This is a genomic window from Methylocystis sp. B8, assembly GCF_005771425.1.
Taxonomy (GTDB): domain Bacteria; phylum Pseudomonadota; class Alphaproteobacteria; order Rhizobiales; family Beijerinckiaceae; genus Methylocystis.
Genome location: NZ_VBTZ01000004.1, coordinates 28,685 through 51,985 on the forward strand (window position 1 = coordinate 28,685; position 23,301 = coordinate 51,985).

A 23,301-nucleotide genomic window follows, 5' to 3' on the forward strand; every position below is an offset into this window, starting at 1 on the left:
AGACGGCCCCACCGATCTCGGGTTAACCCGAGATCGCGTTTCAAGCCCAAGTCGGGCAAGCCCGACCTGGGTGGGGCCTCCTCAGGATGAGGAAACCAGTCGCCTTGCGCCAAAGTGCTAATGGGGCTGTTGCAGATGACGAAGGCTTTCATTTTTCCGGGTCAGGGGTCTCAGACGGTCGGCATGGGCAAGGCGCTCAACGACGCCTTTGCGCCGGCGCGCGCGGTTTTCGCCGAGGTCGACGACGCGCTGTCGCAGCCGCTGTCGAAACTCATGTTCGAAGGACCGGAAAACGAGCTGACGCTCACCGCCAACGCCCAACCGGCGCTGATGGCGGTCTCTCTCGCCGCGATCCGCGCGCTGGAGGCCGAATGCGGCCTTGATCTTACGCGCGACGCCGCCTTCGTCGCCGGACATTCGCTCGGCGAATATTCGGCGCTCGCAGCCGCCGGCGCGCTGACGATTTCCGACACGGCGCGACTGTTACGCATTCGCGGCGACGCCATGCAGAAGGCGGTCCCTGTCGGAGAAGGCGCGATGGCGGCGCTGCTCGGCGCCGACCTCGATCAGGCGCGCGCCATTGCTGAGGAAGCTGCGACGGCCGCCAATGGCGTCTGCCAGGTCGCCAATGACAATGGCGGCGGACAGGTCGTCGTTTCAGGCGCCAAGGCAGCCGTCGAGAAGGCGATCGACATCGCCAAAGACAAGGGGATCAAGCGCGCGGTGCTATTGCCGGTCTCCGCGCCTTTCCATTGCGCGCTGATGCAGCCCGCAGCGGACGCCATGCGCGACGCGCTTGCTAAAGCGGCGATCAGCGCGCCGGGCGTTCCGGTCGTCGCCAATGTGACGGCGGCGCCGACGCAGGACCCGGAGGCGATTCGCCGACTGCTCGTCGAGCAAGTCACCGGCGCGGTGCGCTGGCGCGAATGCGTGGCCTATATGGCCGATCACGGCGTGACGAAATTCGTCGAATGCGGCTCGGGCAAGGTTCTCGCGGGGCTATTGAAGCGTATCGCGCCGCAAGCCGCCGGCATATCGGTCGGCGCGCCAGCCGATTTCGACGCCTATCGCGCCTTCGCATAGAGCGCGCTGCGAAAAAGTGGAATCCGGTTTTTCGCGTAAAGCGCGCTCTAAACTTTTAGAATCGATCACGTTATCTGCATTTGGGCGATTCCGCCCAAACGCAGCGTGATCTAGAGTCCTGGAAGACAGACAAAAGAAAAGGCCCGGTCGTAAAGACCGGGCCCATCCTCTCGACCGCAAGGCCGATGAGCGGATTAGTACTTGGCCAACACCGGAGCCGGCGAGGCGAAGTTGAAGTGATAGTTCACGCCAGCGCGGATCGTGTGGAAGCGCGTGCGGTTGTTCGGGCTGTTGAGGCCGAAGCTGAACCATCCGTTGTTGCCCTGGCCGCTGATCTGCGTGTACAGATACTCGACCTTGGCGGACCAGTTCGGCATGAACATGTATTCGGCGCCGCCGCCAGCGGTCCAGCCGGTCTGCACCGCGCTGTTCTGGTTCCACCAGCCGTTGCGCTGCACTTCGCCATAGGCGAAGCCGCCCGTGCCGTAGAGGAGCAGCTGCGGGCTCAGCAGCGTGATGCCCACGCGGCCGCGAACCGTGCCGAACCAGTTGATGCGGGCGGTGTCGACCGATCCGCCGAAGCCGAAGAACGGCAGGCCAGGGAAGAGCACGGGACCGACCAGGAACGGGAACAGGAAATTGTTGCCGTTGCCGCCGGAGCCGATGCTGGTGCCCTGGAAGTCGGTCTCCACGCCCACGACGAACATCGGCGTGACCTGGAAGTTATAGCCGATCTGGCCGCCGCCGACGACGCCGCCGCGACCGCCGCTGCCGCCGCCCCAACCAAAGTTCCACACGTTGGAGGAGGTGCGATCCTGGAAGCCGCCGCCGAGGTTAAGACCGGCGTAGAATCCGGTCCAGGTCATGACCGGCGGCGGGGGGATGTAAGGCGGGGGCGCCTTGTGGGAGGGGAGGTCGGCGGCGCTCGCAGCGCCGGCGAAAAGCGCCGTCGCCAGAGCCAGAGCCGAAATCGCTGTCTTCATCTTTCTATCCTTCAGTTCGAGCCAACTTAAATTAATAGGTGCGCCAGTCCCGTGACTCTCTCGGACGTTCGTTGACGCTGACCCCAAGCACGGCGGAGTGTGGTCAAATTTCACGCGGGAAACAACAAACAGAAGGTAAAATCGGGCCCAAAAAGGCCAAAAGATTTCTAGTGTTGCACTTGGGTCACATGGGGATTTAACGGTCATCCCGATGCACGAACTGAGCAATTCGGCCTCGAATCCGTCGTTTGCGAAACGAAGTCGAGATAGCGCTCGTCCATTCACCCGCCTTCGGACCGGGCGCCGATGCGAGCGCCTTTTCGAAGCCGGCCATCTGACGTTGAACCGCGACTGAAAAAAGGCCACTCGCCAAACTGAGCTATAAGGCTCACGCCATGGGCAGGTGGGAGGAGAGGGAATGTTCGATCTAAACGGCAAGACCGCGCTGGTGACGGGCGCAAGCGGAGGAATCGGCGCTGCGATCGCGCGCGCGCTTCATTCGTCCGGCGCGACCGTGGCGCTTTCTGGCACGAGGAAAGAGGCGCTAGAGGCGCTTGCCGGCGCACTGAATGGCCGCACGCACATCTTGCCTTGCAATCTTTCTCAAAAAGAAGAGACCGAGAAGCTCGTGCCGGCCGCGGAAGCGGCGATGGGCGGGCTGGATATTCTTGTCAACAACGCCGGAATCACCCGCGACATGTTGTTCATGCGGCTTAAGGACGAGGATTGGGAGGCCGTCATCAACGTCAATCTGACGTCGGCCTTCCGATTGTCGCGCGCGGCGCTGCGCGGAATGATGAAGAAGCGCTTTGGCCGCATCATTCAAATCACCTCTGTCGTGGGCGTGACAGGCAATCCCGGCCAGGGCAATTACGCCGCCGCCAAGGCGGGCATGATCGGCATGTCAAAATCGCTTGCGGCGGAAGTCGCCTCGCGCGGCGTAACGGTCAATTGCATTGCGCCAGGTTTCATCGAAAGCCCGATGACCGACGCGCTGACCGCCGCGCAGAAAGAAGCGATTCTTCGAATGGTCCCGACCGGAAGGCTTGGAACCGGCGCTGATGTGGCCGCCGCCTGCGTCTATCTCGCGAGCGAGGAGGCGGGATACGTCACCGGGCAGACCTTGCATGTTAACGGCGGCATGGCGATGATCTAGCAAGGACGAACGCTGCGCGGAACGCGTCTGCGGCGACCTTTCGCCGCGTCCGCGGCGAGCGCGGCGCGCCTCTCGCCATGCCCAGGGAAGTATGCTACCAGAGCCTCGCCGCTGAGGGGCGGCGTCGCCGCGATTTCAACCCGGGGCGCAAGCCGCCACACGTCTTGCGCATATCAGGGCGGTCGGCGAGCGATTGCAAGTTAAAGGGATGAATGGCGATTGCGGAGCGCGCCAGCCGGCCTGCTTCAAGTCGTCACACGGCGCGAGTAAGCGCCAAATGCAGACAGGGATCAAAGAAGATGAGCGATGTCGCCGAGCGCGTGAAAAAGATTGTTGTCGAGCACCTCGGCGTCGAAGCCGACAAGGTCGTCGACAAAGCCAATTTCATCGACGATCTGGGAGCCGATTCGCTTGATACCGTCGAACTCGTGATGGCTTTCGAAGAAGAATTCGGCGTCGAGATTCCGGACGACGCCGCCGAGACGATCCTCACTGTCGGCGACGCCGTGAAGTTCCTGGAAAAGGCGAAGGCCGCCTGACGGACTAATAAAGATCCAAGCGCGCGGCGAATCTCTCGCGAGGCTTCGCCGCCATCGCTATTTCGACAACGACAAAAAGTATGAGAGTTGAGCCATGCGCAGGGTGGTCGTCACCGGTCTTGGCGTCGTATCTCCTTTGGGCTGCGGCGTAGAGACGAACTGGCGCCGTCTAGCCGCCGGCGAATGCGGCTTCAAGCGTATCGATACATTCGAAGTCTCCGACCTCGCCTGTCAGATCGCCGCGGTCGTGCCGCGAGGCGATGGCGCGAACGGCACGTTCAATCCCGATGACTGGTTCGACCCCAAAGAACAGCGCAAGGTCGATGATTTCATCATCTATGGCGCGAGCGCCGCGACGCAGGCGCTAAAAGACGCCGGCTGGGTTGCCGACACGCCTGAAAAGCAGGAAACGACCGGCGTTCTGATCGGCTCGGGCATCGGCGGACTCGGCGGCATTTACGAAACCTCCGTCACCTTGAGGGAGAAGGGACCGCGTCGCGTGTCGCCTTTCTTCGTCTCGGGCAGAATCATCAATCTCGCGGGCGGCTATGTGTCGATCATGCATGGCCTGAAAGGACCGAATTCTGCGGTGGTGACGGCTTGCGCGACCGGCACGCACGCCATCGGCGACGCGGGCCGCATCATCGCGATGGGCGACGCCGACGTGATGGTCGCGGGCGGCGCCGAATCGCCTGTCAATCGCATTGGCGTCGCCGGCTTCGCCGCGTGCCGAGCGCTTTCGACCGGTTTCAACGATCGTCCCGAAGCCGCCTCGCGGCCTTACGACAAGGATCGCGACGGATTTGTGCTTGGCGAAGGCGCCGGCTGCGTCGTGCTCGAAGAATATGAGCACGCGAAGGCGCGCGGCGCGAAAATCTATGCCGAGCTCATCGGCTACGGCATGTCAGGCGACGCCTATCACATCACCGCGCCGACGCCCGATGGCGACGGGGCCTATCGCTGCATGAAGGCGGCGCTGAAGCGCGCCAACATTTCGGTGGCGGACATCGATTACGTAAACGCGCATGGCACGTCGACGCCGCTCGGCGACGAGATCGAACTCAAGGCCGTCGAACGTCTTCTCGGCAATGTCGAAGCCAAACTCGCCATGTCGTCGACGAAATCTGCGATCGGCCATCTGCTCGGCGCCGCAGGCGCGGTCGAGGCGATTTATTCGATCCTCGCGATGCAGGCGAATGTCGCGCCGCCGACTCGCAACCTCGACAATCCTTCCGTCGAAACGGCGATTGATCTCGTGCCGCACAAGGCGCGCGAAAAGGAAATCAATATCGCGCTGTCGAATTCCTTCGGCTTCGGCGGCACGAACGCCTCGCTGCTGTTTCGCCGCGCCTCTTGATCGCTCAAAGTCGGTCAGCTCATTTTGAGGAATCGCCGGCCAGACCGGGCGTTCCTGAATTCGCCACAATGAGGCATAGTGTAAGTCCTCGGCGCTAGTTAGCCGCGCGACATCTTCAGCTTTGTAGTGGGCGTATTGCGATGAGCGAAGCGGACGAAAAAAGCGCGCCCGAAAAGCAAGCAGCCGCTGGCGTACCGCCCACGGCGGATTCCGCCGTGGTAAAGGCGGAAACCGCGTCCTCTCGCGACGACGACGCCCCAGCTTCCCCGCAAAGCGCCCCCACAGAAGACTCCGCTGCGCCGCAGGGCAAAGCTGCAGATATCGCTTCGACGCCCTCGGCAAAACCCTCAACAGCGGCGCCTGCGCCGGAATCTGGAAGCACGCCGCTGTTGCGACCCGCGAAACCCCTGGCGGCGGCGCCAAAGTGGCCAAGTCCGCCTCACCCCACAGCCAAGCCCCACACGCCGCCCGAGCCGCCCAAAGCTCCCGTAGCCGAAGCTCCCTCCGCGAAGCCCGCGGAAACTTCCGCCGTAAAGCCCGCGGCGGTTTCGACTCTATCCCAGGCCCCGAGCCTGTCGCCGCCAGCTTCCGCAACGCCGGCAACGCCCTCACCCTTCCGCGTGAATCCGCCGCCGAAGGAAGAAGCGCCGGCGGCGGCGAGGATATACGCTCCGCCGACAAAACCAGCTCCGGCGCCTGCGGAACCGATATCGCCTCCTCCTCCGCCTGAGACGGCGCCGGCGCCACCCGTTCTTGCGACCGAAGCGCCGCCCGTCAAGCCGCCGCCAGAAGCGCCCGCTGCGGCGCCGCCTCCTGTCGCTCCCGCGGGCGCGAGCATTTTTGAACGACGCGCGCCGCCGCAAAGCGCCAAACAGGTCCAACGGCCGCAGACCGCGCCCGCGCCGCCGCCGAAAAAGCGAAAAAAGCGACGCGAAGGCACGCTTTCGATGGCGAGCGGCTTTTTGAGTTTCGTGCTCGTCGCGCTTGTCGCCGGCGCCTTCGGGCTTATCGCCGCAACGCATAAGTTGAAGGAGCCGGGCCCGCTCCTAGCCGACAAGGTCGTCTATATCCCGCCGCGCAGCGATTTGCTTGAGATCATTTCTCAGCTCCAGCGCGAAGGCGTGATTTCCAGTCCGACGCTCATGCAGCTCGGCCTGCTTCTCGAAGGCAAGCTCGGAAAGCTGAAACCCGGCGAATATGGCTTCAAGAAAAACATCAGCCTGCGCGATGTGATCGATCAGATCGCCTCCGGTCGTCAGATCATGCACAGCGTGACGATTCCGGAAGGTTTGACCTCGGAACAGATCGTGCAGAAGTTGAAAGAAGCTGACCTGCTCGCGGGCGACATCAACGACCTTCCCAAGGAAGGCGCTTTGCTGCCCGAAACATACAAATTCCCGCGCAACTATCCGCGCGCGCGTCTCATCGCCAAAATGCAGGAGGACCAGCGCAAGACGCTCGAAGCGATCTGGGCGAAGCGCGCGCCCGATCTGCCTTTGCGCACGCCCTACGAACTGGTGACGCTGGCCTCGATCGTCGAAAAAGAGACCGGCAAAAGCGAAGAGCGGCCGCGCGTCGCCGCGGTCTTCCTCAACCGGCTGCGCAAGGGCATGCGTCTTCAGTCCGATCCGACGATCATCTACGGACTCGTCGCCGGCAAGGCGACGCTCGGACGACCGATCATGCGCGCCGAGATCGACAAGTGGACGCCCTACAACACCTACGCCATCGACGGTCTGCCCCCGGGGCCGATCGCCAATCCGGGCCGCGCTTCGCTCGAAGCGGCGGCGCATCCGGCGCCGACCCGCGACCTCTACTTCGTCGCTGACGGCACGGGCGGCCACGTCTTCTCCGAATCCCTCGACCAGCATTCGCGCAACGTCCAGAACTGGCGGCGACTGGAGAAAGAAAAGAACGACGAAACGATTGATCGCGCGACGCCGGGCGTCCCCGCGCCGGCCGCGCCAAAACCCGAAAAACGCACGCAGGCTCCAATTGGACGTCTCGTCAATGTCGCGGAAAATCACGAAGATTATCCGCCGGGCCGAGCCATGGCGCCCGATGACGGTCCGACCCACCGCCTCGGCAAATTCGGTTATGCCGAAGCCGATTTCCTTCTCGGCGGCCATGGCGACCGCACGCAAGTTCTAACGGCGGAATTTGTCGCTTTGAGATCTGCGCGCCCGTTCTTTACCGACGAAACCACGCAGCCCCGCGCCCAACGATTGTTTGATCCCTCGCTCCTCGCCAGCCGTCCGCCGCCGCCCGCCGATGAAGAGGAGGAGCGGCTCAATCCGGATATGACGACGACAACTGTCTCGCGCCAAAGCCCGGAGGCGCAGCCTGACGCCGGCTCCGACATGGCGGCATATCCTATTTCGCCTGCGCAGCGCGCCGAGCAGAAAGCGCGCGCAGCGCGCCTCGGACTTGCTGCGGGCTCGGACGAGCTTCCCGGCGAAGCGCTCGCTCAAAGAGCCGCTCAGGAAGCCGCGCCGCCGCCGGAGGCCACGGCGTTGGCCCCGACTGGCGGTCGGCCCTCTCATCCGCGCGCTTTCGACGCCTCAGAAGGCACTGCGCTCGACCCGCTGCGTGACAAGAGCTGGGATCTCACCTCAGCTAAGACGGTCCCTTCGACTGCCGATTTGCGGTAACGCCGACGCGGCGATAGTGAAGCGCGGCGCGAGCAAGCCGCGCTTCACTTCGTCCTCTCGGACCCGCCGCAGCAAATGACCATTCTTAAACAAGCAAGCATTCTCAGCATGACGGGATTCGCCCGCGTCCAAGGCGCCGTCGGCTCTTTCCGCTATGCGTGGGAGCTCAAAAGCGTCAACGCGAAAGGGCTCGATCTGCGTCTGCGCACGCCGCCTGATTTCGACTCCGTGGAAATCAAAGCGCGGGAAAAAATCGCCGCGCGGCTGGCGCGCGGAGCGGTCTTCGCCAATCTCGCCGCGAAGCGCGAAGACGAAAGCCAGGTCGCTCGTCTGAACCGCGCCGCTCTCGACGCGCTTCTCGCCGGGCTTTCCGAACTGCCGCCGTCCAATGTGGGACCCGCGACGCTCGATGGTCTTCTCGCCGTGCGCGGGGTGGTTGAGATCGTCGAGCCGGAGCTCTCAGAGGCCGAACGCGCGGAAATTGAGACACAAATTCTTGCATCGCTTGACGAAGCGCTGGACGCGCTGATCGCAGCGCGCAAAGCGGAAGGCGACGCTCTTGCGACGATTCTTCGTCAACGGCTCGATCGCATATCGATCCTCGCCGCGCAGGCCGACGCGGCGCCAGCGCGCCAGCCCGAAGCGATTCGTGCGCGGCTGAAGCAGCAACTCGCGCGACTCCTGGAGAATGCCGAAGGCTTGGATTCAGTGCGGCTGCATCAGGAGGCGGCGCTGCTTGCGGTTCGGACCGATATTCGCGAAGAGCTCGACCGGTTGAAGGCGCATGTCGAGAGCGCTTCCAAACTTCTTACCGCGGGCGGGCCGGTCGGCCGCCGCCTGGATTTCCTCGCGCAGGAGCTTGGCCGGGAGACCAATACGCTCTGCGCCAAATCGAACGACGCCGGACTCACGGCGATTGGGCTCGAACTCAAAATCGAGGTCGAGCAGCTGCGCGAGCAGGCGCAAAATATCGAGTGAATGGTGAATAGTGAGTAGTGAGTAGACACAAGGGCCGCTACTGACTACTCACTATTCGCTACTCGCTACTCTCTCTTGAAAAACATGCCTCCGATCCAATCCAGCCGCCGCGGCATAGTCCTCATTCTTTCCTCGCCCTCGGGCGCGGGGAAGACGACTCTGACGCGAATGCTGTTGCAGGATCGCGATCTCGACTTGACGCTGTCGATTTCAGTGACGACACGCTTACGGCGCTCGAGCGAAGTTGACGGCATCCATTACAGCTTCATCACCGAACGTCGCTTCATCGCCATGCGCGACTCCGGCGAGCTCTTGGAATGGGCCGAGGTTCACGGCAATTTCTACGGCACGCCGCGCGCGCCGGTCGAAGACATCCTTGCGCAAGGCCGCGATTGTCTCTTCGACATCGACTATCAGGGCACGCGCCAGGTGCGCGAGAAGATGGGCGCGGACGCCGTTACCGTCTTCATCTTGCCGCCGTCGATGGACGAATTGCGCGCGCGATTGGAGCGCCGCGCTGAAGATTCACGGGACGCGATCGAGCGACGGCTGGAGAATGCGCGAAAGGAGATCGCGCGCTGGAAAGATTACGACTATGTGATCGTCAATGACGATCTGCAGCGCGCCTTCGAAGATCTGATCGCGATTCTGTGCGCCGAGCGACAGCGACGGCCAAGGCGCGACAAGGAAATCGAACAATTCGTCGCCAAGCTCTTAAGCGAATAGTTCTTCGCATTTGGCGCGCTATGTTCTCCACATGGCGGCTATCGCTCTCAAGCGCGTTTATGACTCCGCAAAGGCGGAAGACGGAACGCGCGTTCTCGTCGATCGTCTTTGGCCGCGCGGCCTAAGCAAAACCAAAGCGCACATCGATTTTTGGGTGAAAGATGTCGCGCCGAGCGATACGCTGAGGCGCTGGTTCGGTCATAGACCGGAACGCTGGGAAGAATTTGAGAAGCGCTATCGTGCAGAGCTCGCCACGCCCGAGACGCAGCAGCAAATCGACGCGATCCGCGATCTTGCTCGTAAAGATCACGTCACGCTGCTTTACGCGGCGCATGATGAGGCCATGAACAACGCGGTCGTGCTGCGCGATTATCTGCGCAAACGTCACTGAGCCGAAAGCGCGTTGGAGAGAGCGACGAAGCCCGCGACGTCGATTTCTTCGGCGCGCTTCGTCTCCTCTATTCCAGCCGCTGCAAGGAGCGCCGAGGCGTCAACGCCGAGCGACTTCAAACTCTGCCGCAACATTTTTCGGCGCTGTCCGAAAGCGGCCTGCGTGACGCGCGACAAAGCGCGCGGATCGCATTCAAGCGGCTTAGGATTGGGCGTAAGCTCGACAACGGAAGAGGTTACTTTCGGCGGCGGCGTGAAAGCGGCGGGCGACACGTCGAAAAGAATGCGCGCCTTCGTGCGCCAGCCGCACAGCACCGCGAGCCGACCGTAATCGGCGCGCTCCTTTGGCGTCGCGACGATTCGCAGCGCCACCTCTTTTTGAAACATCAGAACATAACGATCGAAGACAGAGGGCCAAGGCTCCGCCTCTATCCATTTCGTCAAGAGAGCAGTGGCGATGTTGTATGGAAGGTTTGCGCAGATTCGAGCTCGAATCTTCAGACCGTCATTGCGAGCGGAGCGAAGCAATCCAGAGTCGTGGGGCGTCCCGTGGATTGCTTCGCCTTCGGCTCGCAATGACGGCGACTGTTCCAGGACCAATGCCGCAACATCGATCTCCAGCGCATCGCCTTCGACGATCGTCAGTCGGCCGGGATGATATGCAGCGATCTCTTCCAGCGCCGCTAGACAACGAGAATCGCGTTCGACCGCGATGACGCGCGCGCCTTGCTCGAGCAATGCGCGCGTCAATCCCCCAGGCCCGGGGCCAATCTCGACGACGAGCGTATCCTCGAACGGCCCTGCGGCGCGCGCAATACGTGCGGTGAGATTGAGATCGAACAGAAAATTCTGTCCAAGCGATTTCTTCGCGTCGAGTCCGTAGCGGGCGACGACGTCTCGCAGAGGCGGCAGCGAGTCGCTCACTTACGTCATGCGTCCTGCAAGTTTGATCGCTTCGATAAGACTCGTCGGATCGGCGACGCCTTTGCCGGCAATATCAAAGGCTGTGCCGTGATCGGGCGACGTGCGCACGAAGGGAAGACCGAGCGTGACATTGACCCCGCGCTCGAAAGCGAGCGTCTTGATCGGGATCAGCGCCTGATCATGCGTCGGACACAACGCCACGTCGTATTTTGTGCGGGCGGCTTTGTGGAACATCGTATCGGCGGGAAAAGGTCCAGACGCAATGACGCCACGCGCCCGTAATTCCGCGATCGCCGGCGCGATGACGTCGATTTCCTCGCGGCCGAGAGCGCCGTCTTCGCCCGCATGAGGATTGAGTCCTGCAAAGGCGAGCCGCGGCTTTGTGATGTGAAAGCGCGTCCCGAGGTCGCGCGCGACGATCTCGCCTGTCTCAATGATTAATTCGCGCGTCAATCGCTTGGCCACATCACCGAGCGGAATGTGAATCGTAAGCGGAACGACCGCGAGTTCTTGCGACCACAACATCATCACCGCGCGATAATCGCCGCCATAATGGCGGTGCGCGAGCTCGGCCAAAAATTCCGTGTGTCCGGGATGTTTGAATCCGGCTTTGTACAGAATCGATTTCGCGATCGGATTGGTGACGACGGCGCGCGCTTCGCCCTTGGCGACGCATTCGACCGCTCGCTCGATCGATCTCAGCGTTGAAGGGGCGTCGGCGGAATCAGGACTGCCGGCGACGACGCTCACGACGCGTCGCCCCGTATCCACGACAGGCAGCGCACGGGAGAATACGTCGCCCGCGTGCGCCGCCGTGGTCTGTTCGATCTCGATATCGAGCGCGAGATTGGCCGCGGTGCGCGCGATAAACGCCGGGTCGCTGAGCAAGAAGAAGGGCGGCAGATCGCATGAGTGACGCGCGACATAGGCCATGAGCGCGAGTTCCGGCCCAATCCCCGAAGGGTCGCCTTGTGTCAGAGCGATGGGCGGGGCCATGACGCCACTTTCTGAACCGCGCTTGGGAATATTCCCGACGCTGCATATGCGCGCGCAGAACGATCAAATCCATAAAAAATGCGCGTCGCTCATTTTAAAGCGACGCGCAGCAATCGTGTAACCCGTCAACGGAAAGGCTTAGGCCTTTCCGATCTGCGCATGGGGCACGCCTTCCTTGTCCAACAAAGCGACAAGCTCGCCGCTCTGGAACATTTCCTTCGTGATGTCGCAGCCGCCGATGAATTCATTCTTTACGTAAAGCTGCGGGATCGTCGGCCAATTGGAATAGGCCTTGATGCCTTCGCGGATCACCCCATCGGCGAGCACATTGATCGCCTTGTAAGGCACGCCCAGGTGATTGAGGATTTGCACCACCTGCATGGAGAAGCCGCATTGCGGCGCCTGCGGCGTGCCCTTCATGAAGAGCACGACGTCGGAGGATTCAATTTCACTCTTGATGCGGGCGTTAGCGTCGTCGGACATTTTCGTTTGCCTTTGTTGCGGCGTTCAAGGCGCCGGGTGAAGAGAGAGTTATGGCGCCCGCGTCGTCAGCTGCAGCGCATGCAGTTCCCCGCCTAGGCGGTCGCCGAAAGCCGCGTTGACCATCTGATGCTGCCTAACGCGGGTGAGGCCGCGGAATTGCTCAGAGACGACCGTGGCCGCCCAATGATCGTCATCATTGACGAGCGCGGTCAGCTCCACCTGCGCGTCGGGAATGGCGGCCTTGATAAGACGCTCGATTTCAACGGCTGGCATGGGCATTTTATGACACCTCTGTCGGGAAAGCGCCCGAAAACGCATTATCATCGCCGCCCATGAAGGCCGGCAGCGGGCTCTCGTGCCCCTCGCGCAACTCGGTCAGCAATATCGGCGCCTCTCCAGGAAGGATCAAGGCGTCGCCCCCGACGCGCCCGACCGCCTGGACGGGCGCGCCGGCCTCCGCGCACTCCTTCATAACGGCAGCGGCCTCGCCCTGCGCGACAGTCACAAGATAGCGCGCCTGATCTTCCCCAAAGAGCGCCGCGCGCCGAAGGCCCTCGGGAAGGTGTGTGATTTCGGCTCCCATGTCGCCCGCCAACGCCATTTCGGCGAGCGCGACGGCGAGGCCGCCGTCCGAAATATCATGCGCCGCGCTGACGCGCCCGGAAAGGATCAATCGCCGAACGAGATCGCCGTTCCTGCGCTCAGCGGCGAGATCGACGGGCGGCGGCGCGCCGTCGGCGCGTCCGCAAAGATCATGCGCATAGGCTGACTGGCCGAGCCAGCCCTTTGTCTGGCCGATGAGCAGGATGGTATCGCCCTCTCGCGCGAAGCCTGTTTGCGCCGCTTTGGACACGTCGGCGATGACGCCAACGCCGCCGATCGCCGGAGTCGGCAAAATGCCAGCGCCCTGCGTCTCGTTGTAGAGCGACACATTGCCTGAAACGATTGGGAAATCGAGGGCGCGCGCCGCCTCGCCGATGCCCTGCAGGCAGCCGACGAACTGGCCCATATATTCGGGCCGCTCTGGATTGCCGAAATTCAGATTGTCGGTCAGCGCCAGCGGCGTCGCGCCCCGCGCCGTGATGTTGCGCCAGCTCTCGGCGACCGCCTGCTTGCCGCCCTCATAAGGGTCAGCCGCGCAATAGCGCGCGGTAACGTCGGTCGTGAGCGCCAACCCTTTGGGCCCCTCCTTCACCCGGACGACCGCGGCGTCGCCGCCGGGGGGGCGCACGCTATTGCCGAGAATGAGGTGGTCATATTGCTCCCAGACCCAGCGTTTGGAGCAGAGATTCGGCGTTGCGAGAAGTTTCAGCAGCGCATCGCGGTTCGAGAAGGGCGCCTTGATCGAGCCCGGGTCGGACGCGGTCTGCTGGGGCGTTTGCGTCCAAGGCCTATCATAAAGTGGAGCTTCGTCGCCCAATTCCTTGATCGGCAGATCGGCTTTGACCTCGCCCCTGTGCTTGACGACGAAGCGGAGCGTGTCGGTTGTTTTGCCGACGATCGCGAAATCAAGCCCCCACTTCCGGAAGATCGCCTCGGCCTGTTTTTCGAGTTCAGGCTTAAGAACCATGAGCATGCGCTCCTGGCTTTCGGAGAGCATCATCTCATAGGCGGTCATGCCCTCCTCGCGGCAAGGCACGGCGTCGAGGTCGAGCTCAATACCGAGATTGCCCTTGGCGCCCATCTCCACCGCGGAAGAGGTGAGGCCGGCGGCGCCCATGTCCTGAATGGCGATGACCGCGCCGGACGCCATCAGCTCAAGGCACGCCTCGAGCAGCAGTTTCTCCGAAAATGGATCGCCGACCTGCACAGTCGGACGTTTTTCCTCCGCGTCTTCTTCAAAAGACGCCGACGCCATGGTGGCCCCATGAATGCCGTCGCGCCCGGTCTTCGAGCCGAGATAGACGATTGGATTTCCGACGCCCGCAGCGGCCGAATAAAAAATCGAATCGGTGCGCGCTAGCCCGACCGCCATCGCGTTGACGAGAATATTGCCGTCATAGGAAGCGTCGAATTCCGTCGAACCCCCGACTGTCGGCACGCCGAAACTATTGCCATAGTTGCCGATGCCGGCCACCACCCCGGCGACGAGCTGCCGGGTCTTGGGGTGCGTGGAACGGCCAAAGCGCAGAAGGTTCAGGCAGGCGATCGGCCGCGCGCCCATCGTGAACACGTCGCGAAGAATGCCGCCGACGCCCGTGGCCGCGCCTTGATAGGGCTCGATGAAGGACGGGTGGTTGTGGCTTTCCATTTTGAAAACGCAGGCGTCGCCGTCGCCGATATCGATCACGCCGGCGTTTTCGCCCGGACCGCGAATCACCCAAGGCGCCTTCGTCGGGAGCTTACGCAAGTGAATGCGCGACGATTTGTATGAACAATGCTCGTTCCACATGGCGGAGAAAATGCCGAGCTCGGTGAAGCTCGGCGTGCGGCCGATGAGCTTTAGGATGCGCGCATATTCATCAGGCTTGAGGCCGTGAGCGGCGGCGAGATCCGGCGTGACGGCGGGTTCAGTGGCGCTCACTTATCCTCGCATTGGCGGAATTTCTGCGCGGTTCGCAATTTTTCGCCGCGCTTTGGCGGCGAAAGGCTTACTGCGCAGGACTTGACGCGGCAAGCCGTGAGGCTGCCTAAAGTCAAACCTTCGGTTCTTTCCATGGCAGCGACTGCAGCAAAGCAAGGCGCCAGCTATCTCACATGGATTACAAGGATTGTTGCCGTAGAGACACAGCCGCCAAGAATGAGCAGCCCGTAGCCTAATTTTGCATCAGATGCGGTTGCATTACCAAAATTTTAGAGCAACGTGACAGTGACTTCGGCGCCTTTGTCGTCGACCGTCATCGCAGAATTTAATCCGGGGGTTCCGATGAAGAATTTTGTCCGCGGCACATTGGCCGCTCTTATGGTCGGGAGCGCCGGCGCCGCGTTTGCCGCTGATCTGCCCGTTTACAAAGCTCCGCCGCCTGCGCCGCCCGTATTCACCTGGACCGGCCTCTACGGCGGCGTGAACATCGGTTATGCCTTCGGCGACAGCTCTCGGGAAACGGGCGGCCTCGGCTATCTCACCCCCTTCCTGCCGGCCGGGGTAACGTTTGGAGCCCCGATAGCGCCATTTGGCTCGGCCTGGAGCGTCGACCAGAATCTGCATGGCGTCGCCGGCGGCGGACAGCTCGGTTACAATTATCAGTTCAACCCGTGGCTCGTCCTTGGCGTCGAGGCGGACATCCAGGCCACCGATGCGGTGTCCCACAGCAACACAGCGATTGGCCTTGTCGACGCCTTCGGGCCCCACATACAGAGCATCAATTCGACGAAGAACGTCGATTGGTTCGGCACGGTGCGCGGCAGGATCGGCCTAACTCTTCCCTCCATACCTAATGTGATGGTCTACGGCACTGGCGGCTTCGCCTATGGCCAAGTCATCAACAACGTCGGGTTCGCTGACAATTTCCTCACTCAGGGAATAAGCTCCGTCGGTCACGGCTATTTCGACAACACCAAAGTCGGCTGGGCGGCGGGCGGCGGCATCGAATGGTCGCCCTCGATGTTCCCGTCGTGGTCGCTCAAGGCCGAATATCTCTATGTCGATCTGGGCAATACGACGGTTAATTCGATACCGCTCAACGGCGGCTTTCCCGCGCTTGCAGGCTTCGGCGTCACGACTCCGATCTTCGCAGCGACGCATAGCTCACCGACCCGCTTTCATACAGTTCGCGCGGGCATAAACTGGCATTTCGACCCCTTCGCAGCTATAGCGCCTTCGAGCGTCGCCGGCGCTCTGCCCTCTATCAAGGGTCCGCCCCCGGCGGCTTTCGTGGATAGCTATCAGCCATTCCAAGTTCGCCTGAAGGTTGCCGGCGTCATTCCGTTGGCCGGCCATGGCACGGTTTTCGACTCGGGCGCTGGCTACCCTGGCCTTGGCTCCATTGGCGTGCTCTCGGGCCTTACTGGCTGGAATGGCGTGGTCGCCAACGCGAGCACGAACACCTCGACATCGATCATCCCAATGATTGATGCGGCCTATTACCTCACCAAGAACTGGGCCATCGAGGCGATTTGCTGCGTAACGCCCCATCATATCCAAGGCACCGGCACGATCGCCAGCGACTTCGCCCGCGCCTGGCTGTTCCCGCCGTCTGTCATGGCGCAGTATCACTTCACCAATTTCGGCGCTTTCCAACCCTATGTCGGCGTCGGCGTTAACTTCACGACCTTCTGGAATGTCCGTGTCAACAATGACACCTGGTCGATTCCTTTCCCCGCTGGGGCGCCGCTTGCCGGCTTGGGTCTTGGGGGTGTCTTCAGCTCATTCCAATATGCCACGGTTACCCCTTCTTGGGGCGCGGTTGGACAGGTCGGCTTCGACTATATGCTTAACGAGCATTGGGGCGTGAACCTTGACTTCAAATATGTCGGCATGCATCCGACGGTTCACTCCACGGTCGTCTCCTTTGCCCCGCAGGCGCCAGGGCTTGGATTTCCTGGATCTCCAGCGATCTTTATCCCGGTCAAGGTGTCTCTGCCGATCAATCCAATCGTCGTCTCGGCGGGTCTGACCTATCGCTTCGGCGGCAGCCTCCTGTCTCCGCTGTTCTGACGATAGACAAAGAAACCGGCTCACAATGGGCCGGTTTCAGATCGCTAAAAACCCCCGGCTCGCGCCGGGGGTTTTTAGATTCAGTTGAGCGTTGCATAGTGGGGCCTGGCCCGGCGCCCAGTGGACGCGGCGTAAAAACCTTATCCGCCTAGCAACCGGCAAATCGACTCGAGCTGCTCCAACGAGCCATAGCGGATACGCAGCTCGCCTTTTTCTCCGTCAGGACGAAGTTCAACGCGCATCCCGAGCGCGTCGCTCAGAGTTTTTTCAATGGCGCGCGTATCGGCGTCCTTGGCGGAACGACCAGAACGTTTCGCCGGCCGAATATTCTTGATTTCGTCCTGAGCGAGCCGTTCGACGTCGCGGACGGTCATTCCTTTTTCGACGATGCGCCGCGCCACCGCGGCCGGGTCGGCGACGGCAAGAAGCGCGCGGGCGTGACCGGCCGAGATCGCGCCTTCGGCTACGAGCTTTTTCGCCTCTTCCGGCAGATTCAGCAGGCGAATCGTGTTGGCGATATGCGGCCGGCTCTTGCCAATGATCTTGGCGATTTCGCCATGAGAATAGCCGAACTCTTCGCCGAGCCGTTCGTAACCCTTCGCCTCTTCGATGGCGTTGAGATCCGCACGCTGAACATTCTCGATGATGGCGAGTTCAAGCGCCTCCTTGTCGTCAGCTTCGTGGATGACGACCGGAACGTCGGAGAGTCCCGCCATTTGCGCGGCACGCCAGCGCCGCTCGCCGGCGATAATTTCATAAGCGTCGGCGACGCCGGCGAGGGCGCGCACGACGATTGGCTGAATGACCCCCTTCTGACGGATCGAGGCGGTGAGTTCGGCGAGATCTTCCTCGCGAAAGGAAAGCCGCGGATTACGCGGGTTCGGCCGCAAAAACTCGATCGGCGCCTTTCGCGGACCCCTTGGCCGCTCGACCGTGGCGACGTCTGCGGCGGCGTCGCCGAGAAGCGCCGCCAATCCCCGGCCGAGCCGGCGCCGCGATTCCTCCGCCATCTGCAAAAAGCTCCTTTTTCTTTCTTAAGCCGCGCGCAGCCGCTTCTCGCGCTGGATCACCTCCGAGGCGAGTTTCAAATAGGCCTGACTGCCGGAGCATTTGAGGTCATAGAGCAGCACCGGCTTGCCATGCGATGGCGCCTCGGAGACCCTGACGTTTCGCGGGATCATGGTGTCATAGACCTTCTCGCCCATGAAGCGGCGCACATCGGCGGCGACCTGGTTCGCCAGATTGTTGCGCGGGTCATACATGGTCAGAACGACGCCATGGATAGACAACTTTTGGTTGAGCGTCTGTTTGACCTGATCGACAGTCGAGAGCAGCTGCGATAGGCCCTCCAGCGCGAAAAATTCGCACTGCAGCGGCACGACGACGGCGTCGCTGCTGGCTAACGCATTTATTGTCAATAGGTTAAGTGACGGCGGGCAGTCGATCAAGATATAGTTATAACGGCGCTCCTCATCGTGATCGGCCGCCAACTCCGCAAACGCACGCTTCAACCTAAAGGCGCGATCCTTGTCATTAGCGATTTCAAGCTCGACCCCGAGAAGATCGAGCGTCGAAGGCGCGATTGAGAGGCGCGGCACCGCTGTGGCGACGATGGCGTCGGCGAGACTCGATTCGCCGAGCAGCACGTCATAGGTCGAGATCGGCCGGTGCTGACGATCAATTCCGAGGCCCGTCGAGGCGTTGCCCTGCGGATCAAGGTCGATGACGAGAACTTCCTCGCCGACCGCGGCAAGCGCCGTTCCGAGATTGATGGCGGTGGTCGTCTTTCCCACGCCGCCCTTTTGATTGGCCAGCACAAGAATGCGCGGCGAAGAGGAAGCGGTCACGATGGGGAAGCCTTGCGCTTGACGACGACGATGCGCGCGCCCTTGCGCGTGCGGCTTTCCGTCGATTCGCAGCTAAAGCTACCCAGCGCTTGAACCGCGGTCAATTCGTCTCGCCACTCTTCCCCTTTTAAAAATACGCCAATGGCGCCCTGCTGCAGCGGTTTTTCGGCAAGCTCAACCAGGCGCGTCAGCGGCGCGAGGGCGCGGGCGCTGACGCCGTCAATTTGGCCGGCCAGCGTTGGAATCACCTTCTCGATGCGCTCAGCGTGAACGATGGCTGGCGCGCGTGTTTCACGTGAAACAGCGCGCAGGAAGCCGGCCTTGCGCTGATCGCTCTCGATCAGGTGAATGACAGCGTTCGGCTGGTCCTTCAGGAGGAGAGCGGTCACCAGCGCTGGAAAGCCGGCGCCGGATCCCATATCCGCCCAGCGCCTGATATTCGGCGCGACGGCCTGAATCTGCGCGGAATCAGCGAAATGCCTTAGCCAAATTTCGTCGATTGTGGGGGAGGAAACGAGATTAATCTTTGCCTGCCAGCGCTTCAGCAGCGCCGCGTAGAGTTCAAGCTCCGCTTCGATTGGCTTGAGTTCCGGGAAGAGATCCAGCGCCTCCTCCCGGCCGGCGTCTGCTTTCACGCGCGGCGCGCCCGCGCCGCCAGCAGCGTCAGCGCAGAAGGAGTCATGCCGTCGATGCGCTGCGCCTGGCCGATCGTGCGCGGCCTCAGAAAACTCAGCTTTCCACGCAATTCCGCCGACAGGCCGGCGATCGACGCATAGTCGAGACCCTCCGGGAGCGCCAAGCGTTCGTCGCGTCGATACGCGTCAATATCGGCCTGCTGCCTATCGAGATAGACGGCATAGCGCGCCTCGTTCTCGAGCCGCTCCCCAATTGCGGGATCAATTTCGCTGAGCTCAGGCCAAATCGAGGTTAGCCGATCCAGGGTGATGTCCGGAAAGGACAGCAGCGCATAGGCGGTGCGGCGCAAGCCGTCCTGATTGACCGGCAGGCCGTGTCGGCGCGCTGCGGCCGATGTCAGTTCCCGCGCCTGCAGCATCCTTCGCCCAGCCTCAAGGCTGGCGGCGCGGGCGGCATAATGGAACGCGCGGCAGGCGCTCACGCATCCGATCTCGACGCCCCGCGGCGTTAGGCGCTCGTCCGCGTTGTCTGCGCGCAGCGACAGGCGATATTCGGCGCGCGAAGTGAACATGCGATAGGGCTCGCTGACCCCGCGCGTAACGAGATCGTCGATCATGACGCCGAGATAGGCTTCGGCGCGATCGAAGACGATTGCGCTCTTTCCAGCCACATGGCGCGCCGCGCTGATCCCAGCGACGATCCCCTGCGCCGCGGCCTCTTCGTAGCCCGTCGTGCCGTTGATCTGCCCGGCGAAGAAAAGTCCGCAAATCCGCTTGGTTTCGAGCGTCGCCGCAAGTTCGCGCGGATCGACATAATCATATTCGATCGCATAGCCCGGCCGCAGAATGCGCGCTTCCTCCAGCCCAGGAATGGCGTTGATGAAGGCCTGCTGGGTCGCCAGCGGCAGAGAGGTCGAGACGCCGTTCGGATAGACGATGTGGTCGTCGAGCCCTTCGGGTTCAAGAAAGATCTGGTGCGCTTCGCGGTCGGCGAAGCGGGTCACCTTGTCCTCGATCGAGGGACAGTAGCGAGGTCCTGGGCCGGATATCGCCCCCGTGCGCAAGGGCGAGCGGTGCAGATCGTCGAGGATGATCTGATGCGCGGCCGGCGTCGTGCGGGTGACTCCGCAGGCGATCTGACGGTTTTCAATCTTCGTCGTCAGATAGGAGAAGGGCTCGGGCGTCGGATCGCCCCATTGTTCTTCGAGCGCTCCCCAGCGGATGGTGCGCCCGTCGAGCCGCGGCGGCGTGCCGGTCTTGAGACGCGCCACAGCAAAGCCCGCCGCCCGCAATCGTCGGCTCAACGCGTTTGAGGGCGCGTCGCCCATCCGGCCGGCCGGCGTGCGTTCGTCGCCGATATGGATCACCCCGCCGAGAAAGGTGCCGGTCGAAACGACGACGGCCGGGGCGCGAATTTCGCCGTTAGCGGTGACGACGCCGCGAATGGCGTCGTTTTCCATCAGCAGGTCTTCGACAGAGGCTTCGACGGTCGTCAGATTTTCCGTTTCGTCGAGCGCCGCTTGCATCGCCGCGCGATAGAGCCTGCGATCGGCTTGGGCGCGCGGACCCCACACGGCCGGGCCCTTGGAGCGGTTGAGAACGCGGAATTGGATTCCGGCGGCGTCGGCGACGCGCCCCATCAGGCCGTCGAGCGCGTCGATCTCCCGAACCAGCTGGCCCTTTCCCAATCCGCCAATCGCGGGATTGCAAGACATTTCACCAATTTTTTTGCGGTTCTGTGTCACGAGCGCGGTGCGCGCGCCAAGGCGCGCCGCCGCGGCCGCCGCCTCGCAGCCGGCGTGCCCGCCGCCGATCACAATGACATCGAAGCTCTTCATGCTTGGATCTGTTTCACGTGAAACATATCATTTGCCAATACAGAAACGCGAGAAAACTGCGTCGAGAACGTCCTCGACGTCGACGGCGCCAACAATCCGGCCCAGCGCCTGACCGGCGCGGCGTAAATCTTCCGCCAGAAGCTCCAGCGCCCCTGCTCCGCCGATAACGGTTTCGACGCTGGCCACAGCCTGCTCAAGCGCCAGGCGATGCCTTTCCCTAGTAATCAGCGCCGCCACGCCGTCGCCCAATCTGGCGCGGGCATGCGCTTCGATCGCCGCAGCAAGGGTTTCGAGCCCCTCGCCGCTCAAGGCGCAGACCCCGATTGCGGCATCAACCGCTGGCCTGAGGTCGGTCTTGGTCGCGACGTGGATCGTTTCAATATCGCTGCGCGGCGGCGGCTCCGCCGCATCCGATAGCCATAGCGCCAGATCTGCGGTCTCGACCCGCGCGAGCGTCCGATCGACGCCGATCCGCTCAATTTCGTCCGCCGCCTCGCGCAGTCCCGCGGTGTCGATCAGCGTGACCGGAAGTCCGCCAATGTCGAGATGGGCCTCGATCATGTCTCGGGTCGTGCCGGGAATCGCCGAAACGATCGCGAGATCACGTTGGGTCAGAGCGTTGATCAGCGTTGATTTTCCTACGTTTGGCCGCCCTAGAATGATGACCGTGAAGCCGTCGCGCATGCGCTCGGACGCCGGCGCGATCTGTAGCGCTGCACGCATGTCTTCGGCGACAGGAGAAAGCATTTCACCGAGCTGCGCCTGTGAAAAACCGCCGACGTCGGCCTCGTCGCTGAAATCGAGTTCTACTTCAAGAAGCGCCAAAGCATCGACCAGAGCCCCCCGCCAGCCTTCGACTTTGCGCCGCAGGGCGCCCCCGGCGACCCTCAGCGCTTGGCGGCGCTGCCCTTCAGTCTGCGCGTCGATCAAATCGGCGAGCGCTTCGGCTTGAGACAGATCGAGCTTGCCATTGGCGAAGCCGCGCCGGGCGAATTCGCCGGGCTCCGCCGGCCGCAGGCCGGGCAATCTCTGCAGCGCGGCAAGCGTACCCTCGATGACGGCGCTGCCGCCGTGGAGCTGCAGCTCCGCGTAGTCTTCGCCCGTCGAGGAGGCGGGTCCTGGAAAGAACAGCGCGATCCCGCGATCTAGCATGTCGCCACTCGCCGGATCGCGCAGGACCACAAATGTCGCCCGCCGCGGCTCGGGAAGCCTGCCGGCGAGCGCCTTGAGCGCCTCCCCCGCCCCCGGACCGGAAATCCGAATGATGGCGATCGCCGAGCGCCCGGCGCCAGTGCCAAGCGCAAAAATTGTGTCGGGCGACGTCATGGCGTCCCAACCTCGCGACGATGAGGTGCAGCTAAGACAATTCCTGGCAGCCTGCCCGCATTCCAACAGACGAACCCAATAATGTTGCACCGCACAATAAACAGGCCCGGCGACGACAAGGCGACGCCTCGACGCGGCTCGACGAGCGCGCAGGCCTTGCCAGCGGCGTTGCGAAAGAAGACCGCACGCTCGCCAAAACGCGCATCGCGAGCGACGCGACCCGCTACAGACGCCACGCGAGGCCGACGATCGGCCACAGATTGGCGAAGTTTGAAAAGATTGCCCCACGCTTCGATCATCATCACGCGACTCATGCCATGCGCCCGTCACGCCGGCTATCTCCTTTCATTTTCCTAAAAACGCTAAAACTCGACGGTCACGATCAAAAGTTGGGTTTAGCAGGAACCATTCGACGCATTGGCCGTTTCTGGTTCGCGAGTCTTTTCAACCGGTCATTTCAAAGTTCATATCCGCCGACGTAAGCACCGGAGAATTTCCATGTCCGTGCTTCGTATCTCGTGTCCGAAAAAATTTGCGCGCGTCGAAACGACGTATCGTGCAACAATTTTATTGAGCATTGGCTTCATGCTTTATCTCTCTCTCCAAGCAGCGCGCGCGCAAAGCACGATCGCCGACTACGATCGCATCGTCGCCGAAGCCAAGCGATGTATGGCGGCAGACGAGCCATGCATAGTCGCTGGCGGCGTCAAAGGCTGCCGGTGTCCGACCGCCGTGCGCGCCAGCCAAGCGCAACGCGTATCGGCGATGGCGCAAGGCGCCACGTGTCCGCAG

At 62.3% G+C, this 23,301-nt stretch carries 21 protein-coding genes; 9 read left to right on the forward strand and 12 right to left on the reverse strand.

Features of this window, described 5'->3' with window-relative positions; all coding sequences use genetic code 11:
• Positions 1 to 135: 135 nt before the first annotated feature.
• Positions 136 to 1,083, forward strand: a complete 948-nt coding sequence (gene fabD / locus FEV16_RS08815; protein WP_138167262.1) for an ACP S-malonyltransferase — start codon at positions 136 to 138, stop codon at positions 1,081 to 1,083.
• Between the two features lie 194 nt (positions 1,084 to 1,277).
• Here the strand turns inward: fabD and FEV16_RS08825 are convergent, their stop codons facing one another.
• Positions 1,278 to 2,066 carry an outer membrane beta-barrel protein gene (locus FEV16_RS08825; protein ID WP_138167264.1) on the reverse strand — a complete coding sequence of 263 codons (789 nt, stop codon included), beginning with the start codon at positions 2,064 to 2,066 and terminating at the stop codon, positions 1,278 to 1,280.
• Positions 2,067 to 2,484: 418 nt separating this feature from the next.
• Between FEV16_RS08825 and fabG the strand changes: the two genes are divergently transcribed.
• From fabG to fabF, 3 genes are all read left to right on the forward strand, one after another.
• The gene (gene fabG / locus FEV16_RS08830; protein WP_138167265.1) at positions 2,485 to 3,222 is read left to right on the forward strand and encodes a 3-oxoacyl-[acyl-carrier-protein] reductase; all 738 of its coding nucleotides are present in this window, start codon (positions 2,485 to 2,487) and stop codon (positions 3,220 to 3,222) included.
• 299 nt (positions 3,223 to 3,521) lie between these two features.
• On the forward strand, positions 3,522 to 3,761 hold the full coding sequence (locus FEV16_RS08835) for an acyl carrier protein (RefSeq protein ID WP_014891668.1): 240 nt from the start codon (positions 3,522 to 3,524) through the stop codon (positions 3,759 to 3,761).
• Between the two features lie 94 nt (positions 3,762 to 3,855).
• Complete coding sequence (fabF, locus tag FEV16_RS08840) at positions 3,856 to 5,118, forward strand: beta-ketoacyl-ACP synthase II (protein ID WP_138167266.1); 1,263 nt, start codon at positions 3,856 to 3,858, stop codon at positions 5,116 to 5,118.
• A 439-nt stretch (positions 5,119 to 5,557) separates the two neighbouring features.
• Here the strand turns inward: fabF and FEV16_RS17255 are convergent, their stop codons facing one another.
• On the reverse strand, positions 5,558 to 5,956 hold the full coding sequence (locus tag FEV16_RS17255) for a hypothetical protein (protein WP_246657242.1): 399 nt from the start codon (positions 5,954 to 5,956) through the stop codon (positions 5,558 to 5,560).
• Between the two features lie 109 nt (positions 5,957 to 6,065).
• Here FEV16_RS17255 and mltG point away from each other — a divergent pair, with 109 nt between their 5' ends.
• The 4 genes from mltG to FEV16_RS08860 all read left to right on the forward strand — a co-directional run bounded on the left by mltG (position 6,066) and on the right by FEV16_RS08860 (position 9,864).
• On the forward strand, positions 6,066 to 7,769 hold the full coding sequence (gene mltG / locus FEV16_RS08845; protein ID WP_246657243.1) for an endolytic transglycosylase MltG: 1,704 nt from the start codon (positions 6,066 to 6,068) through the stop codon (positions 7,767 to 7,769).
• Positions 7,770 to 7,844: 75 nt separating this feature from the next.
• Positions 7,845 to 8,747 carry a YicC/YloC family endoribonuclease gene (locus tag FEV16_RS08850; protein WP_138167268.1) on the forward strand — a complete coding sequence of 301 codons (903 nt, stop codon included), beginning with the start codon at positions 7,845 to 7,847 and terminating at the stop codon, positions 8,745 to 8,747.
• Positions 8,748 to 8,831: 84 nt separating this feature from the next.
• Positions 8,832 to 9,473: a guanylate kinase gene (gmk, locus tag FEV16_RS08855; protein ID WP_138167269.1), complete on the forward strand. Its 642-nt coding sequence runs from the start codon at positions 8,832 to 8,834 to the stop codon at positions 9,471 to 9,473.
• 31 nt (positions 9,474 to 9,504) lie between these two features.
• Positions 9,505 to 9,864: a DUF488 family protein gene (locus tag FEV16_RS08860; protein WP_138167270.1), complete on the forward strand. Its 360-nt coding sequence runs from the start codon at positions 9,505 to 9,507 to the stop codon at positions 9,862 to 9,864.
• Here the strand turns inward: FEV16_RS08860 and rsmA are convergent.
• The 5 genes from rsmA to purL form a co-directional block, all read right to left on the reverse strand.
• On the reverse strand, positions 9,858 to 10,787 hold the full coding sequence (rsmA, locus tag FEV16_RS08865) for a 16S rRNA (adenine(1518)-N(6)/adenine(1519)-N(6))-dimethyltransferase RsmA (protein ID WP_138167271.1): 930 nt from the start codon (positions 10,785 to 10,787) through the stop codon (positions 9,858 to 9,860). The genes FEV16_RS08860 and rsmA overlap by 7 nt on opposite strands.
• Positions 10,788 to 11,783, reverse strand: coding sequence for a 4-hydroxythreonine-4-phosphate dehydrogenase PdxA (gene pdxA, locus FEV16_RS08870; protein ID WP_138167272.1), 996 nt, complete (start codon positions 11,781 to 11,783; stop codon positions 10,788 to 10,790).
• 138 nt (positions 11,784 to 11,921) lie between these two features.
• Complete coding sequence (gene grxD, locus FEV16_RS08875) at positions 11,922 to 12,266, reverse strand: Grx4 family monothiol glutaredoxin (RefSeq protein ID WP_138167273.1); 345 nt, start codon at positions 12,264 to 12,266, stop codon at positions 11,922 to 11,924.
• Between the two features lie 48 nt (positions 12,267 to 12,314).
• Positions 12,315 to 12,545, reverse strand: coding sequence for a BolA/IbaG family iron-sulfur metabolism protein (locus FEV16_RS08880; protein WP_171015179.1), 231 nt, complete (start codon positions 12,543 to 12,545; stop codon positions 12,315 to 12,317).
• A gap of 1 nt (position 12,546) precedes the next feature.
• Positions 12,547 to 14,790 (reverse strand): phosphoribosylformylglycinamidine synthase subunit PurL, encoded by a 2,244-nt coding sequence (purL, locus tag FEV16_RS08885; RefSeq protein ID WP_138167274.1) that lies wholly within the window; start codon positions 14,788 to 14,790, stop codon positions 12,547 to 12,549.
• A 342-nt stretch (positions 14,791 to 15,132) separates the two neighbouring features.
• Here purL and FEV16_RS08890 point away from each other — a divergent pair, with 342 nt between their 5' ends.
• Positions 15,133 to 16,863: an OmpW family outer membrane protein gene (locus FEV16_RS08890; protein ID WP_138167275.1), complete on the forward strand. Its 1,731-nt coding sequence runs from the start codon at positions 15,133 to 15,135 to the stop codon at positions 16,861 to 16,863.
• Positions 16,864 to 17,003: 140 nt separating this feature from the next.
• Here FEV16_RS08890 and FEV16_RS08895 read toward each other — a convergent pair whose 3' ends face one another.
• The 5 genes from FEV16_RS08895 to mnmE are packed head-to-tail and all read right to left on the reverse strand — an operon-like array spanning position 17,004 to position 22,509.
• The gene (locus tag FEV16_RS08895) at positions 17,004 to 17,873 is read right to left on the reverse strand and encodes a ParB/RepB/Spo0J family partition protein (protein ID WP_138167276.1); all 870 of its coding nucleotides are present in this window, start codon (positions 17,871 to 17,873) and stop codon (positions 17,004 to 17,006) included.
• A gap of 24 nt (positions 17,874 to 17,897) precedes the next feature.
• Positions 17,898 to 18,710: a ParA family protein gene (locus FEV16_RS08900; protein ID WP_138167277.1), complete on the reverse strand. Its 813-nt coding sequence runs from the start codon at positions 18,708 to 18,710 to the stop codon at positions 17,898 to 17,900.
• The gene (gene rsmG / locus FEV16_RS08905; protein ID WP_138167278.1) at positions 18,707 to 19,345 is read right to left on the reverse strand and encodes a 16S rRNA (guanine(527)-N(7))-methyltransferase RsmG; all 639 of its coding nucleotides are present in this window, start codon (positions 19,343 to 19,345) and stop codon (positions 18,707 to 18,709) included. The genes FEV16_RS08900 and rsmG overlap by 4 nt, the downstream gene beginning before the upstream one ends.
• Positions 19,342 to 21,183, reverse strand: coding sequence for a tRNA uridine-5-carboxymethylaminomethyl(34) synthesis enzyme MnmG (gene mnmG, locus FEV16_RS08910; RefSeq protein ID WP_138167279.1), 1,842 nt, complete (start codon positions 21,181 to 21,183; stop codon positions 19,342 to 19,344). Before mnmG ends, rsmG begins: the two co-directional genes overlap by 4 nt.
• Before the next feature lie 27 nt (positions 21,184 to 21,210).
• Complete coding sequence (mnmE, locus tag FEV16_RS08915) at positions 21,211 to 22,509, reverse strand: tRNA uridine-5-carboxymethylaminomethyl(34) synthesis GTPase MnmE (protein ID WP_138167280.1); 1,299 nt, start codon at positions 22,507 to 22,509, stop codon at positions 21,211 to 21,213.
• Between the last annotated feature and the right edge of the window lie 792 nt (positions 22,510 to 23,301).

What these genes read in the sequence shown, in the direction of transcription:
- fabD (WP_138167262.1), top strand. Translation starts at nt 136, where the DNA reads ATGACGAAGGCTTTCATTTTTCCGGGTCAGGGGTCTCAGACGGTCGGC.
- FEV16_RS08825 (WP_138167264.1), bottom strand. Translation starts at nt 2,066, where the DNA reads ATGAAGACAGCGATTTCGGCTCTGGCTCTGGCGACGGCGCTTTTCGCC.
- fabG (WP_138167265.1), top strand. Translation starts at nt 2,485, where the DNA reads ATGTTCGATCTAAACGGCAAGACCGCGCTGGTGACGGGCGCAAGCGGA.
- FEV16_RS08835 (WP_014891668.1), top strand. Translation starts at nt 3,522, where the DNA reads ATGAGCGATGTCGCCGAGCGCGTGAAAAAGATTGTTGTCGAGCACCTC.
- fabF (WP_138167266.1), top strand. Translation starts at nt 3,856, where the DNA reads ATGCGCAGGGTGGTCGTCACCGGTCTTGGCGTCGTATCTCCTTTGGGC.
- FEV16_RS17255 (WP_246657242.1), bottom strand. Translation starts at nt 5,956, where the DNA reads ATGCTCGCGCCCGCGGGAGCGACAGGAGGCGGCGCCGCAGCGGGCGCT.
- mltG (WP_246657243.1), top strand. Translation starts at nt 6,066, where the DNA reads ATGGCGAGCGGCTTTTTGAGTTTCGTGCTCGTCGCGCTTGTCGCCGGC.
- FEV16_RS08850 (WP_138167268.1), top strand. Translation starts at nt 7,845, where the DNA reads ATGACCATTCTTAAACAAGCAAGCATTCTCAGCATGACGGGATTCGCC.
- gmk (WP_138167269.1), top strand. Translation starts at nt 8,832, where the DNA reads ATGCCTCCGATCCAATCCAGCCGCCGCGGCATAGTCCTCATTCTTTCC.
- FEV16_RS08860 (WP_138167270.1), top strand. Translation starts at nt 9,505, where the DNA reads ATGGCGGCTATCGCTCTCAAGCGCGTTTATGACTCCGCAAAGGCGGAA.
- pdxA (WP_138167272.1), bottom strand. Translation starts at nt 11,783, where the DNA reads ATGGCCCCGCCCATCGCTCTGACACAAGGCGACCCTTCGGGGATTGGG.
- grxD (WP_138167273.1), bottom strand. Translation starts at nt 12,266, where the DNA reads ATGTCCGACGACGCTAACGCCCGCATCAAGAGTGAAATTGAATCCTCC.
- FEV16_RS08880 (WP_171015179.1), bottom strand. Translation starts at nt 12,545, where the DNA reads ATGCCCATGCCAGCCGTTGAAATCGAGCGTCTTATCAAGGCCGCCATT.
- FEV16_RS08890 (WP_138167275.1), top strand. Translation starts at nt 15,133, where the DNA reads ATGAAGAATTTTGTCCGCGGCACATTGGCCGCTCTTATGGTCGGGAGC.
- FEV16_RS08895 (WP_138167276.1), bottom strand. Translation starts at nt 17,873, where the DNA reads ATGGCGGAGGAATCGCGGCGCCGGCTCGGCCGGGGATTGGCGGCGCTT.
- mnmG (WP_138167279.1), bottom strand. Translation starts at nt 21,183, where the DNA reads ATGAAGAGCTTCGATGTCATTGTGATCGGCGGCGGGCACGCCGGCTGC.
- mnmE (WP_138167280.1), bottom strand. Translation starts at nt 22,509, where the DNA reads ATGACGTCGCCCGACACAATTTTTGCGCTTGGCACTGGCGCCGGGCGC.